The following is a 13,597-nucleotide window of genomic DNA, read 5'->3' as shown; positions in this document are numbered from 1 at the left end:
GCTGCCGAAAGGCCATGTTCGAGCCAGATAGTTCTACAAAGGTTGACAGAGGGTCCCCCTACTGTCAACGGTTATTCCACGTTCGTAGACAGAGGGTCTATGGTGAACGTCTACATTCGTAGACAATACAGAAAGGGCAGGGCCTTGACCATGTCCACGCCTTCCCCCACGCCGGATCCGATCGTCGCCATCGCCACCGGTTACATGGGCGCCAAGCAGCTCTTCGCGGCCAGCCGCATCGGGCTGTTCGAGGCGCTCGCGGACGGCGAGCGCAGCGCCGGGGAGATCGCGGCGGCCACCGGCGTCACCCCCCGCATGGCCCGGATCCTGGCCGACAGCATGGCCGGGCTCGGCCTGCTGACCAGGACCGACGGCCGGTACGCCCTCGGCGCCGACGCGGCCGGCTACCTGGCCGGGCAGAGGTCGTCCGAGCTCGACCTCGGGCCGTTCCTCACCTTCCTCAACCAGATCAGCTACGGCCACTGGCTGCAGTTCGACACGACCGTGGACACCACCGAGCCGGGCGTCCTGGACACCTCGGGCGACCGGTGGAGCACGTTCATGGCCGGGGTGATGACGTACAACAGCCTGCACGCCAGGATGCTGGGCGGCGCGTTCGACTTCTCCGGCTTCCGCAGCCTGCTGGACCTGGGCGGCCTGTCCAGCGCCTTCGCCTTCGAGGCCCTGCGCGCCAACCCTGAGCTGCGGGCGTCCTTCGTGTACGACCCGGCCTTCGCCGACTCCGTCACCCGGCAGGTGGCCGAGGCCGGGTTCGCCGGCCGGGCCGAGGTGACCGGCGCCCCGACCGACACGGCCACGCCCGCCGGGCCGTACGACCTGCTCATGGTCAACCACGTCATCCACCGCTTCGGCGTCGAGCAGAACCGGGCCATCCTGCGCAACGCCCGCGCGGCGGCGGCGCCGGGGGCGCGGCTGCTGCTGCTCGACTTCTTCCTCGACGACGACGCCGAGCAGCGGGCCATCGACGCGCTGCACGCCGGGGAGTACCTGGTGATCGACGGGACTGTCGTCCACGAGGAGTCGCAGGTGCGCGCCTGGCTCGACGAGGCCGCCTGGAAGCCGGTGGACAAGCTGGCCCTGCCGGGCAGCCCGCGCGTCATCGTGGCCGAAGCGGTCTGAGCACGGCGCGGCCCGTGCCGCCGGAAAGGCGGCGCGGGCCGGAACGCGCGGGTCAGGGCCGGGAGATGCGGGTCAGGGCCGGGAGATGCGGTCGAAGAACGACTCCAGGTGCCGCTTCTGCAGCTCGACCGTGGAGAACTGCGGGCCGACCAGGCTCATCACGTTGGCCCCCGCGTTGAGCAGCACGAGCTCGTCCACGAGCTGCTCGTCGGGGATCGAGGTGTGGATGTCGCCGTCGGCGCGGCCCTCCTCGATCAGCCGGTGCAGCATGCCGCGCCAGGCCCGCAGGTGCTCCAGGTACTTGTCGTACAGCTTGGGGTTGGTCAGCGAGGTCTGCCAGAAGATCAGCAGCACCCGGCCGGCCGTGATGCGCTCCTCGTCGATCGGCATCGCGGCCTCGCACATCTCGCGCAGCGCGCCCAGCCCGCGGCGGCCGTCGAGCTTGACGTAGCTGGTCACGATGGCCAGGGCGCGCTCGTACGTCGCCTCGATGATGTCTTCCTTGCCGGGGAAGTAGTGCTTGAGCGCGCCGTTGGCGAAGCCCGCCGCGTTCGCGATCTCGCGCATGGTGGCCGCCTCGATGCCCCCCTTCGTGATCAGGTCCCACGTGACGTCGATGATGTCGCTGCGACGCTGGTCGTGGTCGATGATCTTGGGCATGCGGCACCCCTTCGTACGGCGTTTCGTCTACCAGTGTAGGACAAAATGCCGCGAGGGTATGACCCGATCGTTAGCCGTGGGTGACCCGGACGTCATAGAGGGCGCCGGCGGTGTTCGTCTTGTGCGCGCAGGCCAGCCGTTCGATCTCGGCGGGGTCGGCTCCCCCGGCGATGAGATCGAGCAGGTGCTCGTGCTCCTCGACCGAACGGCGGGCCCGGCCCGGCAGGTAGCCGAACACCGAGCGCCGCATGTGGTCCAGCCTGGTCCATTCGGCCTCCAGCAGGAAGTTCAGGTGCTCGTCGTCGCAGTGCTCGTAGACCGAGAAGTGGAAGGCGCGGTTGAGCGCGGTGAACGCGGTCGGGTCGAAGGAGTCGAGCGCCTGGAACAGCCGGGCGTTGATGTCGCGGGAGCGCGCCACGTCCGCCGGGCCCATGCGCGCGGCCGCGACGGCGGTCGCGTACCCCTCCAGGCGGGCCAGCACCTCCAGCGTGTGCCGCACCTGCGCCGCGTCGAAGACCGCGACGCGGGCGCCGACGTTGCGCACGACCTCCACCAGCCCGTCGGACTGCAGGCGGCGCAGCGCCTCGCGCAGGGGGATCGTGCTGACGCCGATCTCCCGCGCGAGGCGGTCCATGACGAGCTGGTAGCCGGGGCCGTAGGTGCCGTCCAGGATGCGCGCACGCAGGATCTCGTAGCTGAGCTCCGCCTTCGACGCGACTCCGCCGGTGCTGGTCACGCGCCGGACGCCGGATCGGCCGTTGCGTCGGACACCGCGTCGGACACCGCGTCGGACGCTGCGTCGGGCACTGTGCCGGACGCTGTGCCGGACGCCGGGCCCGGCGCCGTGCCGAGCGCTTCGGCGAGCGCGGCGCGGAACTCGGGGCCGGCCAGCGCGCCGCGGTGGTCGCCGGGGACGGTGACCAGCCGGGCGCCCGGGACCAGCGCGACGACGTTCTCGATGCCGGAGGTCATCATGTCCCGCGCGCCCGCCACGAACACCGGCGGCGTGCGCCCGGCCCAGCCCTTGGGCTCGAACGGCGTGCCGCGCAGTCCCTCGACCAGCCGGACCAGCCCGGCGGCCCGGCCGGGGTCGCCGCCGGAGGCGCCCGCGATCATCGCCGCGATCATGCCGGTCATCGGGTCGCCCGGCTCGCCGCCCGCCACGGCCGAGCGCAGCGCCGCCACGTCCAGCACGGCGAACGGCTCGAACGGGCTGAGCCCGCCCAGCACGACCGCACGCACCCGGCCGGGCGCCAGCTCCGGCAGCTCCCAGGCGAGCCGGGCGCCGAGCGAGTAGCCCACCACGTCGAGCGGCCCGTCGCCGGTCAGGGCGAGCAGCGCCGCCGCGATCCCGGGCGCGCCCACCGGCTCGTCCGGGGCCGGGCTCCCGCCGTGGCCGGGCAGGTCGGGCACGACGACCACGCGCCCGGCCGCGGCCAGCGCCGCCGCGATCCCGGTCTCCACCCAGTCCTGCCGCCCGCTGGAGGCGAACCCGTGCAGCAGCAGCACGGGCGGCCCCCCGGCGGGCCGGTCGGGCGTGAACGTCTGTACGGCCGCCATGTGCGCCGGCTCCTTCATCTCGTGTGGTACGCGGGTACGGGGAAGTCGACGACCACCTGGCCGGTGCCGCTGCTGCCGAAGTACGGGCAGAGCTGCTCGCCGCGCCCGGTGTACTCGCGCCAGCCGAGCAGCCCGAACAGCATGGCGGTGTCGGCCATCGCGCCCTCGCCGGTGCAGCGCTCGTTGTAGTCGGGCAGCATGTCGAGGAATTCCGGGATGCGTCCTTCGTCCCACATCTCCAGCACCGCGTGGTCGACCTTGCGGTTCAGCTCGCTGCTCACGTCGTCGAGCAGCGACTCGGCGATCTCGTTGGGCGGGAAGGCGTGCGAGAGCGACCCGCTGGCCAGGAAGGCCACCTTCCTGTCACTGCGGCGTACGGCCCGCAGCAGCGCCTCGCCGATCCGCCGGTTCTCCTCGACGGTCGAGTAGATGTTGCAGCCGATGGGCAGGACCCGGATGTCGGCGTCCTGGTTCATGAAGTACATCGGCACGAGTGTGGCGTACTCCAGGCCCAGGTCCTGGTAGGTGTGCACGCGGGCCTTCTGGCCGCCCGCGACGATCTCCTCGCGGATCAGCTCGGCCAGCTCGGGATCACCCGCGTAGTCGTAGGCGAGGTCGTGGATGAAGTGCGGCAACTCATGGCTGACGTACGTGGCCCGGTGGCGCGGCTTGCCGTTGAGGTGGAAGCCGATGCTGTTCATCCAATGGGTGTCGGCGATCAGGAACGTGTCCGCGCCGCGCTCGCGGGCCCGCCTGCCGACCTCGGTCAGGGCGAGCTCCGCGGGCCGGCGGATGCCGAAGTGTTTGCCGGGCTGGATCGACAGCCAGATCGACGGCACGTGCGTGATCTTGGCGGCCAGCACGATCTCACCCATCACGCCACTCCCCGGCCTGCTTGGGCGGTCTGAACCATCATCCGCACTCTCCTCTCCACTGATGACGTGATGAGCATCATGTAGGCATCTGAGGGGGTATGTCGATATTGTTCCACATGCCATAACATAAATGATGTCGTATATGATTTGGAAGGAGACGAGGTGGGACACCCTCTCGGCCTGTCACCAGGGAAGATCGTCGCGGTCCATCTGAACTACCGCAGTCGCGCCGCCGAGCGCGGTCGCGTCCCTGCCGTCCCCTCCTACTTCCTCAAGCCGCCGACGTCCCTGTCGTGGTCCGGACGGCCCGTGGTGCGTCCCGAGGGGTGCGAGCTGCTGGCGTTCGAGGGCGAGATCGGCATCCTCATCGGCAGCCGCGCCCATCGCGTCTCCCCCGAGCGTGCGCTGGAGCACGTGGCCGGGTACGTGGCGGCCGACGACTTCGGCGTCTACGACTTCAAGCACGCCGACCTCGGCTCCAACCTGCGGGCCAAGGGCCAGGACGGGTTCACGCCGGTCGGCTCCGAACTGCTCACCGGCGCCGACCCCGGACGGTTGTGGCTGCGCACGTACGTCAACGGCGAGCTCGTCCAGGAGGCGTGCACCGACGAGCTGCTGTTCGGCTTCGACCTGCTCGTCGCCGACCTGTCCCGGTACATGACGCTGGAGCCCGGCGACCTGATCCTGGCCGGCACCCCGGCGGGCTCGACCGTCGTGAGGCCCGGCGACGTGGTGGAGGTCGAGCTGGAGGGCACGGCCCGGCTGCGCAACGAGGTCGTCGCCGGCCAGGAGCCACCCACGGCGTACGGCGTCCAGCCCCAGGTCACCGAGGCGACCAGGGCCGCCGCGTACGGCGCCGCCCATCCCGCCCCCGACTCCGTCCCTGATCCTGGCCCCCTGACCCAGGAGGTCGTCGCCGCGCTGCGCTCGGTCTCCACCGCGACGCTCTCCTCCCAGCTCCGCGCGCGCGGCATCGACCACCACTTCATCGAGGGCGTCCGCCCCGCCCGTCCCGACCTGCGCATGGTCGGCGTCGCACGCACCCTGCGCTACCTGCCGCTGCGCGAGGACGTCTTCGCCGAGCGCGGCGGCGGCATGAACGCCCAGAAGCGGACCGTCGAGGAGCTCCAGCCGGGCGAGGTGCTGGTCATCTCCGCCCGCGGCGAGCACGGCGCGGGCACGCTGGGCGACATCCTGGCCATGCGCGCCCTGCGCCGCGGCGCGGCCGGCGTCGTCACCGACGGCGGGCTGCGCGACAGCCCCTCCTTCGCCTCGCTCGACCTGCCCTCCTATTACGGCGCCGCGCACGCCGCCGTGCTCGGCCGCCGCCACGTCCCGATGGACTCGCAGGTGCCGGTGGACTGCGGCGGCGTGCTGGTGTGCCCCGGCGACGTGCTGGTGGGCGACGCGGAAGGGGTCGTCGTCATCCCGCCCGCGCTGGTCGCCGAGGTCGCCCGGGACGCCGTCCGGCAGGAGGACGAGGAGCGTTTCATCCTCGATCGCGTCGCCGAGGGAGCCTCGATCGACGGCCTCTACCCGCTGAAGGGCGCCTGGCGCGAGGCGTACGAGCAGCAGCGCTGACCCCCCAAGAAGGAGAACCCATGAAGTTCCGCTCGGATCCGTCGACCATCCGCGGATCCATCGCCCCCGTGGTGACGCCGTTCGCCGCCGACGGGTCGCTGGACCTGGAGTCGTTGCGCTCGCTGGTGCGCTGGCAGCTCGACCAGGGCTCGCACGGCATCTCGACCGGCGGGTCCACCGGCGAGCCCGGCGCCCAGTCCGTCGAGGAGCGCGTCGCGGCGATGGCCGTGGTGGCCGAGGAGACCGCCGACCGGGTGCCGTTCCTGCCCGGCACCGGCTCGGCCAAGCTCGACGAGACCCTGCGGCTGACCGCCGAGGCCGAGCGCCTGGGCGCCGACGCCGCCCTGGTCATCACGCCCTACTACGCCCGTCCCACCCAGGAAGCCCTCTACCGCTGGTACGCCACGGTCGCCGCCGAGTTCCCCGCGCTGCCGATCGTGATCTACAACGTGCCCTCGCGCACCGCCGTCGACATCGCCCCCGCGACCGTGGCCAGGCTGCGCCGCGACCACGACAACGTCGTCGGCATCAAGGAGACCACCAAGGACTTCGAGCACTTCTCGCACGTGCTCAACCTGTGCGGGCGCGACTTCCTCATGTGGTCCGGCATCGAGCTGCTCTGCCTGCCGCTGCTGGCCATCGGCGGCGTCGGCTTCGTCAGCGCGGCGGCCAACCTGGCGCCGAAGACCGTGGCCCGCATGTACGAGGCGTACACCGCGGGCGACCACGCGACCGCGCTGGAGCTGCACTACTCGCTGCACCCGCTGGTCGAGCTGCTGTTCGTGGAGACGAACCCGGCTCCCGCCAAGTGGGTGCTGGAACAGCGCGGCCTGATCGCCTCCGGCCACGTACGAGCCCCCCTGATCACCCCCACCGAGCCCGGCATCGCCCGGATCAACGAACTACTGGCACAGAGCGAGGGAGTCGCCTGATGAAACTGGAGCACTACATCGGCGGCCGGCACGTCCCGAGCCAGTCCGGTGCGACCTTCACCGCGCTCGACCCGACCACGAACGAGCCGTACCTGGAGGTGGCCGCGGGCGGCGCGGCCGACGTGGACGCGGCCGTCGCCGCCGCCCAGAAGGCGTTCACCGACGGCCCGTGGAGCACGATGCCCGCCGAGCAGCGGGCCGGGACGCTGCGCGCGATCGCGGCGGCCATCGAGTCCAGGGACGACGAGATCGCCGCGCTGGAGTGCCGGGACACCGGCCTGCCGATCACCCAGGCCCGCGGCCAGGCCCGCCGCGCGGCGCACAACTTCCGCTTCTTCGCCGACGTGATCACCACCATGGGCGAGGACGTCTACCGCGTCGGCTCCGCGCAGCTCAACTACGTCGTGCGCAAGCCGGTCGGCGTGGCCGGGCTGATCACGCCGTGGAACACGCCGTTCATGCTGGAGACCTGGAAGCTGGCCCCGGCGCTGGCGGCCGGCTGCCCGGTGGTGCTCAAGCCGGCCGAGTGGTCCCCCGCCTCGGCGAGCCTGCTGCCGGAGATCATGGAGGAGGCCGGGCTGCCCGAGGGCGTGTTCAACCTGGTCCACGGCATCGGCGAGGACGCGGGCGCGGCGCTGGTGGCCCACCCCGACGTGCCGGTGATCTCCTTCACCGGCGAGAGCGGCACCGGGCAGACCATCATGCGCAACGCCGCGTCGTCGCTGAAGACGCTGTCGATGGAGCTGGGCGGCAAGTCGCCGCTGCTCGTCTTCGACGACGCCGACCTGGAGCGGGCGCTCGACGCGGCCGTCTTCGGCGTGTTCTCGCTGAACGGCGAGCGCTGCACGGCCAGCTCGCGGATCCTCGTCCAGGACACCGTGTACGAGGAGTTCGTGACCAGGCTGGCCGGGCGGGCCGCGCGGGTCCGCGTCGGCGCGCCCGGCGACCCCGCCACCGAGCTGGGCGCGCTCATCCACCCCGAGCACTACGAGCGGGTCATGCAGTACGTCGAGCTCGGCTCGCGCGAGGGCGCCCGCCTGGTCGCCGGCGGCTCCCGGCCCGAGCACCTGACGGCGGGCAACTTCCTGGCCGCGACGGTGTTCGCCGACGTGGCCCCGCACATGCGGATCTTCCAGGAGGAGATCTTCGGACCGGTCGTCTGCGTGACGCCCTTCTCCACCGAGACGGAGGCGGTGGAGCTGGCCAACGCGACCCGGTACGGCCTGGCGGCGTACCTGTGGACCAACGACCTGCGCCGGACGCACCGGCTGGCCCAGTCGATCGAGGCGGGCATGGTGTGGGTCAACTCCCAGAACGTGCGCGACCTGCGCACGCCGTTCGGCGGGGTCAAGGCCAGCGGCGTGGGCCGGGAGGGCGGCCGGCACAGCATCGACGTCTACACCGAGTCGCACATCGTGCACCTGGCCACCGAGGACCTGCCGATCCCCCGGTTCGGAGCCGCCTGAGCCGGCACGTCCCGCGCCGGGCCGCCCCCCGGCCCGGCGTGGGACGTGGACGCCGGGAAGCGCGCGGAGTTACGCTCCCGGTGGCCGATACGGCGGTGATGGCCGTCTTTGGGGGGAACCCAATGAGCTACACACTTTTGCGCGGCAGCTTCGTCATCCGTTACCCCGACCTTCCCCGGCAGGGCCCCGAACCCGACGGCGACACGATCAAGTTCAGGCCGGACACGCCCGCGCTGGTCGAGGCGCTGGCCCGGCCGTCCGGACGGCCGCCCGAGCTCGGCGCGCGCGGCATCTCCGTCCGCCTGGAGGCCGTCGACGCCCTGGAGACCCACTTCCAGGACACCCACCAGGAGCTGACCGGCGCGAACGCCGCCCGCGACGAGCTGCTGCGGCTGCTCGGCTTCACGAACGTGCGCTTCTTCGACGACCTGCCCAACAAGGTCCAGTCGGCCGACCAGGACGAGCTGCGCGGGCACGTCCTCAGCAACGGCATCGACGCCAACGGCCGGCTGATCGGCTTCGTGTTCACCGGCGAGCACCCCGGGCCCGACGGGCAGGCCGTGTTCCTCGACGAGGCGCTGGTGGACACGTCCGCGAACGCCAAGCTGCTGGCCGCCGGGCTGACGTACCCGGCCTTCTACGCCACGCTGCCCGCGACGCTGCGCACGCACCTGGCCGGCGTGTCGCGCACGGCCAGGACGGAGGCGGCGGCCACCGGCATCTGGCCGCGCTCGGCCGCCGACCCCGACGGGCCGGCCGAGGTCGGCTCGCTGGAGGCGCTCACCCGGCTGGTCATGTGGCCGAAGCTGTTCCGCCGGCTGGTGCCCTACCTGGCGACCGGGGCGGCGAACCTCGACGGCTTCGACGCCTGGCTGCGGGCCGACCCCGTCAACCGGGACGACGCGGTGTTCCTGCTGGACCGGCTCGAACACGGCAACCTGCACGACGTGATCCGGGCCTCAGGCACCCAGATCCAGCTCACGGCCTGGCCCGAGGACTTCGTCATCAGCCCCGACCCGGCGCCGCCCGGCGCGCCCGTCCTCGCCCGCCCGCCGTCCACCGGGGACGTGCTGATCGTGGCCGCGCTGCCCGACCCGGTGGGGGCCGACCGGGGGCACGAGACGGTCACCCTCCTCAACGTCACCGGCCGGTCCGTGGACCTCGGCGGGTGGGCGCTGGCGGACTCGGGGGGCGGGCGCATGGAGCTGACGGGGGTGCTCGCGGGCGGGGGCGTGCTGCAGGTCGTGCTCGACGGCCGGGTACAGCTCCGCAACCAGGGCGAGACCATCCTGCTCGTCTCCCCCGAGGGCGTCACGATCGACCAGGCCGCCTACAAGCCCGACCACGTCCACCCCGGCCACACCATCTGCTTCGGCCGCTGACCCCCGCCCCGAGCACCGGCCTTGCGGTGCTCGGGGCCGCTGCCTCCACCCCGAGCACCGGCGTTACGACGCTCGGGGCCGCTGCCTCCACCCCGAGCACCGGCGTGCCGGCGCTCGGGTGAGGGGGTGGTCAGGTGAGGAGGGTTGCCAGGGCGGCGGCGGTGGCCGGGTGGTCGGTGAGAAGGGTCTCGACCTCGCGGTGCCGGGCCCCGCCGACGGCGGAGGACTCTTGCCAGCCGCCCTCGCAGCCCAGCAGCCCCGCCACCGCGTCGCACGCCGCCGGATGCCCCGCCAGCAGCTCGGCGACCGGCCCGGACGCGACCGCGGGGGCCGCCTTCGGCACGGCCGCCGCCGTCCGGGCCCACGGCGGCGTCCAGGCGTCGACCGCCGTCAGGCTGCCGGGGAACGTGCGCCCGGCCTCCCGGACGAGGACCGGCATCAGCTCGCCCGCCTGGTCGCGCAGCGTCGTGATCAGCTTCGGCAGCCACGGCAGCAGCACCTGGTCGGGCAGCCGTCCGAACGCCTTGGAGATCACCTCCACCACGAACCCGGACAGCGCCGGAGCCGGCTCCATCGCCTGCACGAACCCGGTGATGTACTGCGGGAACGACGGGATGACCAGCGGGTTGCCGAGCAGCTCGTCGCACCGCGACCGCAGCTCGGCCAGCGGCAGCAGCCCCAGCAGGTGCTGGGCGGCCCACAGCAGCGCCACCTTGGCCGGCGCCTCCGGATGCGACTGCCGCACCGCGATCTCCAGCTGCGCCCGGTCGCACCCGAGCGCCAGCGCCAGCCCCTCCATCGTGAACAGGAACCCGAGCATCGCCGACACCTGCCGCACCCCGGTGTCGTCCTCGACGAACGCGGTCGGGAGCAGGGTGCAGTAGTGCGCGTACCCCTCGGTCACGAACGCCTCGCACCACGCCGGCAGCGTGGGTTCGGCGGTGCGGTAGTAGGCCAGCAGGCGGCGGATGCGGCGCAGCACGTCGGGCGCGTCGTCGACGCCGCGCTCGCCGGCCAGCAGCTCCACCGCCCGCGCGCCCAGCTCGTCGGCGACGCGCCCGCCGCCCAGGTAGAGGATGGCGTCCTCGACGGCGGCCAGGGCCACGGCGGCGGTGGCGTCGGGCTCCCGGACAGCGCGCCGCAGCCGCTGCTCGACCACCTGCTCGATGGTGACGCCCTCGTAGCCGAGCTCGATGATGGCCCGCTGGTTGCGGCCGAGCGCGAGGTCCCAGCTCTCCTGGATGGCCCGCTCGCCGAGCTTGCGCTCGCCCATGATCGGCCGGGCCGCGTCGGCGGGCAGCACGTAGCGCAGCATCCACAGCAGGTCGGAGCAGGGCCGCAGCTCGGGGTCGGCGTGCAGGTCGAGCAGCGCGCGCTGGATCGTGCGCTTGTCGAAGTCGACGCCGAGGGGCCGCAGCCGGTCGTAGACGTTCTGGGCCAGCGGCGGCAGCGCGTCGTAGCCGACCGAGCCGATGCGGTCGCCGCCGAGCAGGATCTCGCACAGGCGCCGCACGTCGCGCCGGCCCGGCACGACGTCCTTCTCGATGCAGGTGACCGCCGCGTCCTGGAAGTCGTACGGCGTGGGCCTGGCCCGGTTGCGCATGCCGGCCAGCAGGATCGACGTCTCGAACACCGCGATGGCGTCGGCGGTGCTGGCGAGGTAGCCGTTGCGCCGGGCCAGCCGGACGATGTCGACGCTCCACCCCAGCAGCTCGGCCTCGTCGAGCGCGTCGAGCGTCGGCGGCCTGGACAGGAACCCGGTCAGCCGGTCGGCGACCTGCGCCGGCGCGGCGGGCGCGGGCAGCTTGACCGGCCGTTTCCTGGCCCCCTTCTGCCCGCTGAGCTGGAACGGCGTCAGCTTGCCGCGCGTCACCGCCTTGGCCCAGGTGGCGGCGGCGATCGACACCGAGCCCGAGGCCAGCCCGAACTGCGCCTCGATGGCCGAGTGGCTGGAGGGGATCAGCCCGTACAGCCAGCGGGTCGCGGTGCGGGGGGCGATCTCGTACGGGGCCGTGGCGGCCAGCCCGAACTGCTCGACGCGGCTGGCGGCGTGGAAGGCGCCGCAGACGTAGAGGCAGTCGGCCGGGTCGGCGCCCGAGGCGGACAGGTGCTCGCGCATCCTGGTCCACATGTAGCGCTCGCGCTCCTCGTCGCCGGCCAGCCGGTCGTCGTCGGGGCGCAACCGGCGGAACAGGCTGCCGATGAGGACCATGACCTGGCGGTAGGTGTCGTAGTCGGCGCCGGAGAGCGGCTGCTCGACGTACTGGTCCCACCATTCCGACCAGTGGCGGACCTTGCCGTGGTGGAGCAGGTGCTCCTCCAGCTCGGCGAAGCGGGGGCGCAGGTCGCCGATCTCCACGCCGACGGCGTCGCCGTGCAGGCCGGCCTCCTCCCCCGGTTTCGCCGGCTCCTCCCCCTCGCGCGGCAGCCACTGGAAGACGTGGTCGGCCGAGCGGTCGACCAGCACCAGTTCGACGTCCGGGGTCTCCAGCGCGTACGAGATGGCCTGGTACTCGGCCGACGCCTCGGTGATCGGGGCCACCACGCTCAGCGGCCCCGAACCCTTGGGGAAGCCGTCGAGGTCGGTCGCGAACGCCTGGAGCGCCACCGGCAGGCGGCAGTTGCGCAGCTCGGTCAGCAGCGGCGCCAGGTCCTCGCAGAGCTCCAGGTAGATGACCTTGGGCTGCTTCTCCCGCAGGCGGCGCACCATGGCCAGCGCCGAGGCGGGCGAATGGTGGCAGACCGGGAAGATCTCCAGCTCCTCGCGCAGCGCCCGGTCGACGTCCTCGACCATGCCGGTGAGGATGGACGAGACCGCGCCGTCGCCCGCGAACGCCGAGGCGGCCTCGCTGAGCTGATCCTTCAGCGGTTGGAAGAGGCTCATGACAGGGTGGAGATGGCCTGGCGGCCGCCCTCGAGGAAGTCCTGCCACGGGCCGCCGTCCTTCTTGCTGCGCGGCTCGACCACACCGTGCCAGTACTTGTTGAGGATGGCCAGGTCCTCCGGGCTGCGCCGGGCCAGCGAGCCGACCAGCGAGCCGGCCAGCGTCTCGGGGCGCAGCGTGCGGTCGCCGAAGAAGTGGCTGTGCAGGATGGCGTCCTCCAGCACGCCGATCTGCTCGGCCGTGGACAGCGCGGACTCCAGCTTCTCGTCGTCGCTGGTCGCCGAGGCGGCCGCGGCCCGCAGGTCGGCGAAGCTCTGCAGCAGGATGTCCAGCAGCGTGGGCGGCAGGTCGAGCTCGATCTGGTGCCGGCGCAGCAGCTCCTCGGTACGGAACCGGACGATCTCCGCCTCGCTCTTCTTGTTCGTCACCACCGGGATGCGGACGAAGTTGAAGCGGCGCTTGAGCGCGGAGGACAGGTCGTTGACGCCCCGGTCGCGGCTGTTGGCGGTGGCGATGATCGAGAAGCCGGGCTGGGCGAAGACGATGTTGTCGTCGTCGAGCTCGGGGATGGAGACGTACTTCTCCGACAGGATGGAGATCAGCGCGTCCTGGACGTCGCTGGTCGAGCGGGTCAGCTCCTCGAAGCGGCCGATCACGCCCTGCTCCATGGCGTTCATGATCGGCGAGGGGATCATCGACTCGCGCGACTGGCCCTTGGCGATGACCATCGAGACGTTCCACGAGTATTTGATGTGGTCTTCGGTGGTGCCCGCGGTGCCCTGCACGACCAGCGTGGAGTTGCGGCAGATCGCCGCGGCCAGCAGCTCGGCCAGCCAGCTCTTGCCCGTGCCCGGATCGCCGATCAGCAGCAGGCCGCGGTCGGAGGCCAGCGTCACGATGCTGCGCTCGACGAAGCTGCGGTCACCGAACCACTTCTGCGGGATCTCGCGGTCGAGCCCGTCGGAGCGCTCGGAGCCGAGGATGAAGATGCGGATCATGCGCGGGCTGAGCCGCCACGAGAACGGCTTGGGGCCGTCGTCGACCGACTCCAGCCAGTCGAGCTCTTCGGCGTACTTCGCCTCTGCGGGGGCGCGCAGCATGTCACTCATGGTCGGGG

General features: G+C 72.2%; 11 protein-coding genes. 5 read left to right on the top strand and 6 right to left on the bottom strand.

Annotated features, from left to right (window positions below; genetic code table 11):
- The first annotated feature begins 150 nt into the window (after nucleotides 1–150).
- The gene (locus tag ACIBST_RS27810) at nucleotides 151–1,140 is read left to right on the top strand and encodes a methyltransferase (protein ID WP_397175819.1); all 990 of its coding nucleotides are present in this window, start codon (nucleotides 151–153) and stop codon (nucleotides 1,138–1,140) included.
- Nucleotides 1,141–1,212: 72 nt separating this feature from the next.
- Here the strand turns inward: ACIBST_RS27810 and ACIBST_RS27805 are convergent, their stop codons facing one another.
- The 4 genes from ACIBST_RS27805 to hpaD all read right to left on the bottom strand — a co-directional run bounded on the left by ACIBST_RS27805 (nucleotide 1,213) and on the right by hpaD (nucleotide 4,235).
- Complete coding sequence (locus ACIBST_RS27805) at nucleotides 1,213–1,800, bottom strand: TetR/AcrR family transcriptional regulator (RefSeq protein WP_352352627.1); 588 nt, start codon at nucleotides 1,798–1,800, stop codon at nucleotides 1,213–1,215.
- Nucleotides 1,801–1,870: 70 nt separating this feature from the next.
- Nucleotides 1,871–2,536: a GntR family transcriptional regulator gene (locus ACIBST_RS27800; protein ID WP_397175817.1), complete on the bottom strand. Its 666-nt coding sequence runs from the start codon at nucleotides 2,534–2,536 to the stop codon at nucleotides 1,871–1,873.
- Nucleotides 2,533–3,360 (bottom strand): alpha/beta fold hydrolase, encoded by an 828-nt coding sequence (locus ACIBST_RS27795; protein WP_397175816.1) that lies wholly within the window; start codon nucleotides 3,358–3,360, stop codon nucleotides 2,533–2,535. The genes ACIBST_RS27800 and ACIBST_RS27795 overlap by 4 nt, the downstream gene beginning before the upstream one ends.
- Nucleotides 3,361–3,374: 14 nt before the next feature.
- Nucleotides 3,375–4,235, bottom strand: a complete 861-nt coding sequence (gene hpaD / locus ACIBST_RS27790; RefSeq protein ID WP_397175814.1) for a 3,4-dihydroxyphenylacetate 2,3-dioxygenase — start codon at nucleotides 4,233–4,235, stop codon at nucleotides 3,375–3,377.
- A gap of 162 nt (nucleotides 4,236–4,397) precedes the next feature.
- Between hpaD and ACIBST_RS27785 the strand changes: the two genes are divergently transcribed.
- The 4 genes from ACIBST_RS27785 to ACIBST_RS27770 all read left to right on the top strand — a co-directional run bounded on the left by ACIBST_RS27785 (nucleotide 4,398) and on the right by ACIBST_RS27770 (nucleotide 9,596).
- Nucleotides 4,398–5,816 (top strand): fumarylacetoacetate hydrolase family protein, encoded by a 1,419-nt coding sequence (locus ACIBST_RS27785; protein WP_397175813.1) that lies wholly within the window; start codon nucleotides 4,398–4,400, stop codon nucleotides 5,814–5,816.
- A gap of 20 nt (nucleotides 5,817–5,836) precedes the next feature.
- A complete protein-coding gene (gene dapA, locus ACIBST_RS27780) occupies nucleotides 5,837–6,748 on the top strand; it encodes a 4-hydroxy-tetrahydrodipicolinate synthase (RefSeq protein ID WP_397175811.1) in 912 nt (303 codons plus the stop codon).
- Nucleotides 6,748–8,214 carry a 5-carboxymethyl-2-hydroxymuconate semialdehyde dehydrogenase gene (gene hpaE, locus ACIBST_RS27775; RefSeq protein ID WP_397175810.1) on the top strand — a complete coding sequence of 489 codons (1,467 nt, stop codon included), beginning with the start codon at nucleotides 6,748–6,750 and terminating at the stop codon, nucleotides 8,212–8,214. The genes dapA and hpaE overlap by 1 nt, the downstream gene beginning before the upstream one ends.
- A gap of 122 nt (nucleotides 8,215–8,336) precedes the next feature.
- Nucleotides 8,337–9,596: a lamin tail domain-containing protein gene (locus ACIBST_RS27770; protein WP_397175808.1), complete on the top strand. Its 1,260-nt coding sequence runs from the start codon at nucleotides 8,337–8,339 to the stop codon at nucleotides 9,594–9,596.
- A gap of 130 nt (nucleotides 9,597–9,726) precedes the next feature.
- Here the strand turns inward: ACIBST_RS27770 and ACIBST_RS27765 are convergent, their stop codons facing one another.
- A complete protein-coding gene (locus ACIBST_RS27765; RefSeq protein ID WP_397175807.1) occupies nucleotides 9,727–12,480 on the bottom strand; it encodes a DUF5682 family protein in 2,754 nt (917 codons plus the stop codon).
- On the bottom strand, nucleotides 12,477–13,589 hold the full coding sequence (locus tag ACIBST_RS27760) for an AAA family ATPase (RefSeq protein WP_397175805.1): 1,113 nt from the start codon (nucleotides 13,587–13,589) through the stop codon (nucleotides 12,477–12,479). Before ACIBST_RS27760 ends, ACIBST_RS27765 begins: the two co-directional genes overlap by 4 nt.
- Between the last annotated feature and the right edge of the window lie 8 nt (nucleotides 13,590–13,597).

It is taken from the genome of Nonomuraea sp. NPDC049684, assembly GCF_044465345.1.
Classification (GTDB): Bacteria; Actinomycetota; Actinomycetes; order Streptosporangiales; family Streptosporangiaceae; genus Nonomuraea.
This window is presented reverse-complemented; position numbering and strand designations above follow the sequence as displayed.

What these genes read in the sequence shown, in the direction of transcription:
- ACIBST_RS27810 (WP_397175819.1), top strand. Translation starts at nt 151, where the DNA reads ATGTCCACGCCTTCCCCCACGCCGGATCCGATCGTCGCCATCGCCACC.
- ACIBST_RS27805 (WP_352352627.1), bottom strand. Translation starts at nt 1,800, where the DNA reads ATGCCCAAGATCATCGACCACGACCAGCGTCGCAGCGACATCATCGAC.
- ACIBST_RS27795 (WP_397175816.1), bottom strand. Translation starts at nt 3,360, where the DNA reads ATGGCGGCCGTACAGACGTTCACGCCCGACCGGCCCGCCGGGGGGCCG.
- hpaD (WP_397175814.1), bottom strand. Translation starts at nt 4,235, where the DNA reads ATGGGTGAGATCGTGCTGGCCGCCAAGATCACGCACGTGCCGTCGATC.
- dapA (WP_397175811.1), top strand. Translation starts at nt 5,837, where the DNA reads ATGAAGTTCCGCTCGGATCCGTCGACCATCCGCGGATCCATCGCCCCC.
- hpaE (WP_397175810.1), top strand. Translation starts at nt 6,748, where the DNA reads ATGAAACTGGAGCACTACATCGGCGGCCGGCACGTCCCGAGCCAGTCC.
- ACIBST_RS27770 (WP_397175808.1), top strand. Translation starts at nt 8,337, where the DNA reads ATGAGCTACACACTTTTGCGCGGCAGCTTCGTCATCCGTTACCCCGAC.
- ACIBST_RS27765 (WP_397175807.1), bottom strand. Translation starts at nt 12,480, where the DNA reads ATGAGCCTCTTCCAACCGCTGAAGGATCAGCTCAGCGAGGCCGCCTCG.
- ACIBST_RS27760 (WP_397175805.1), bottom strand. Translation starts at nt 13,589, where the DNA reads ATGAGTGACATGCTGCGCGCCCCCGCAGAGGCGAAGTACGCCGAAGAG.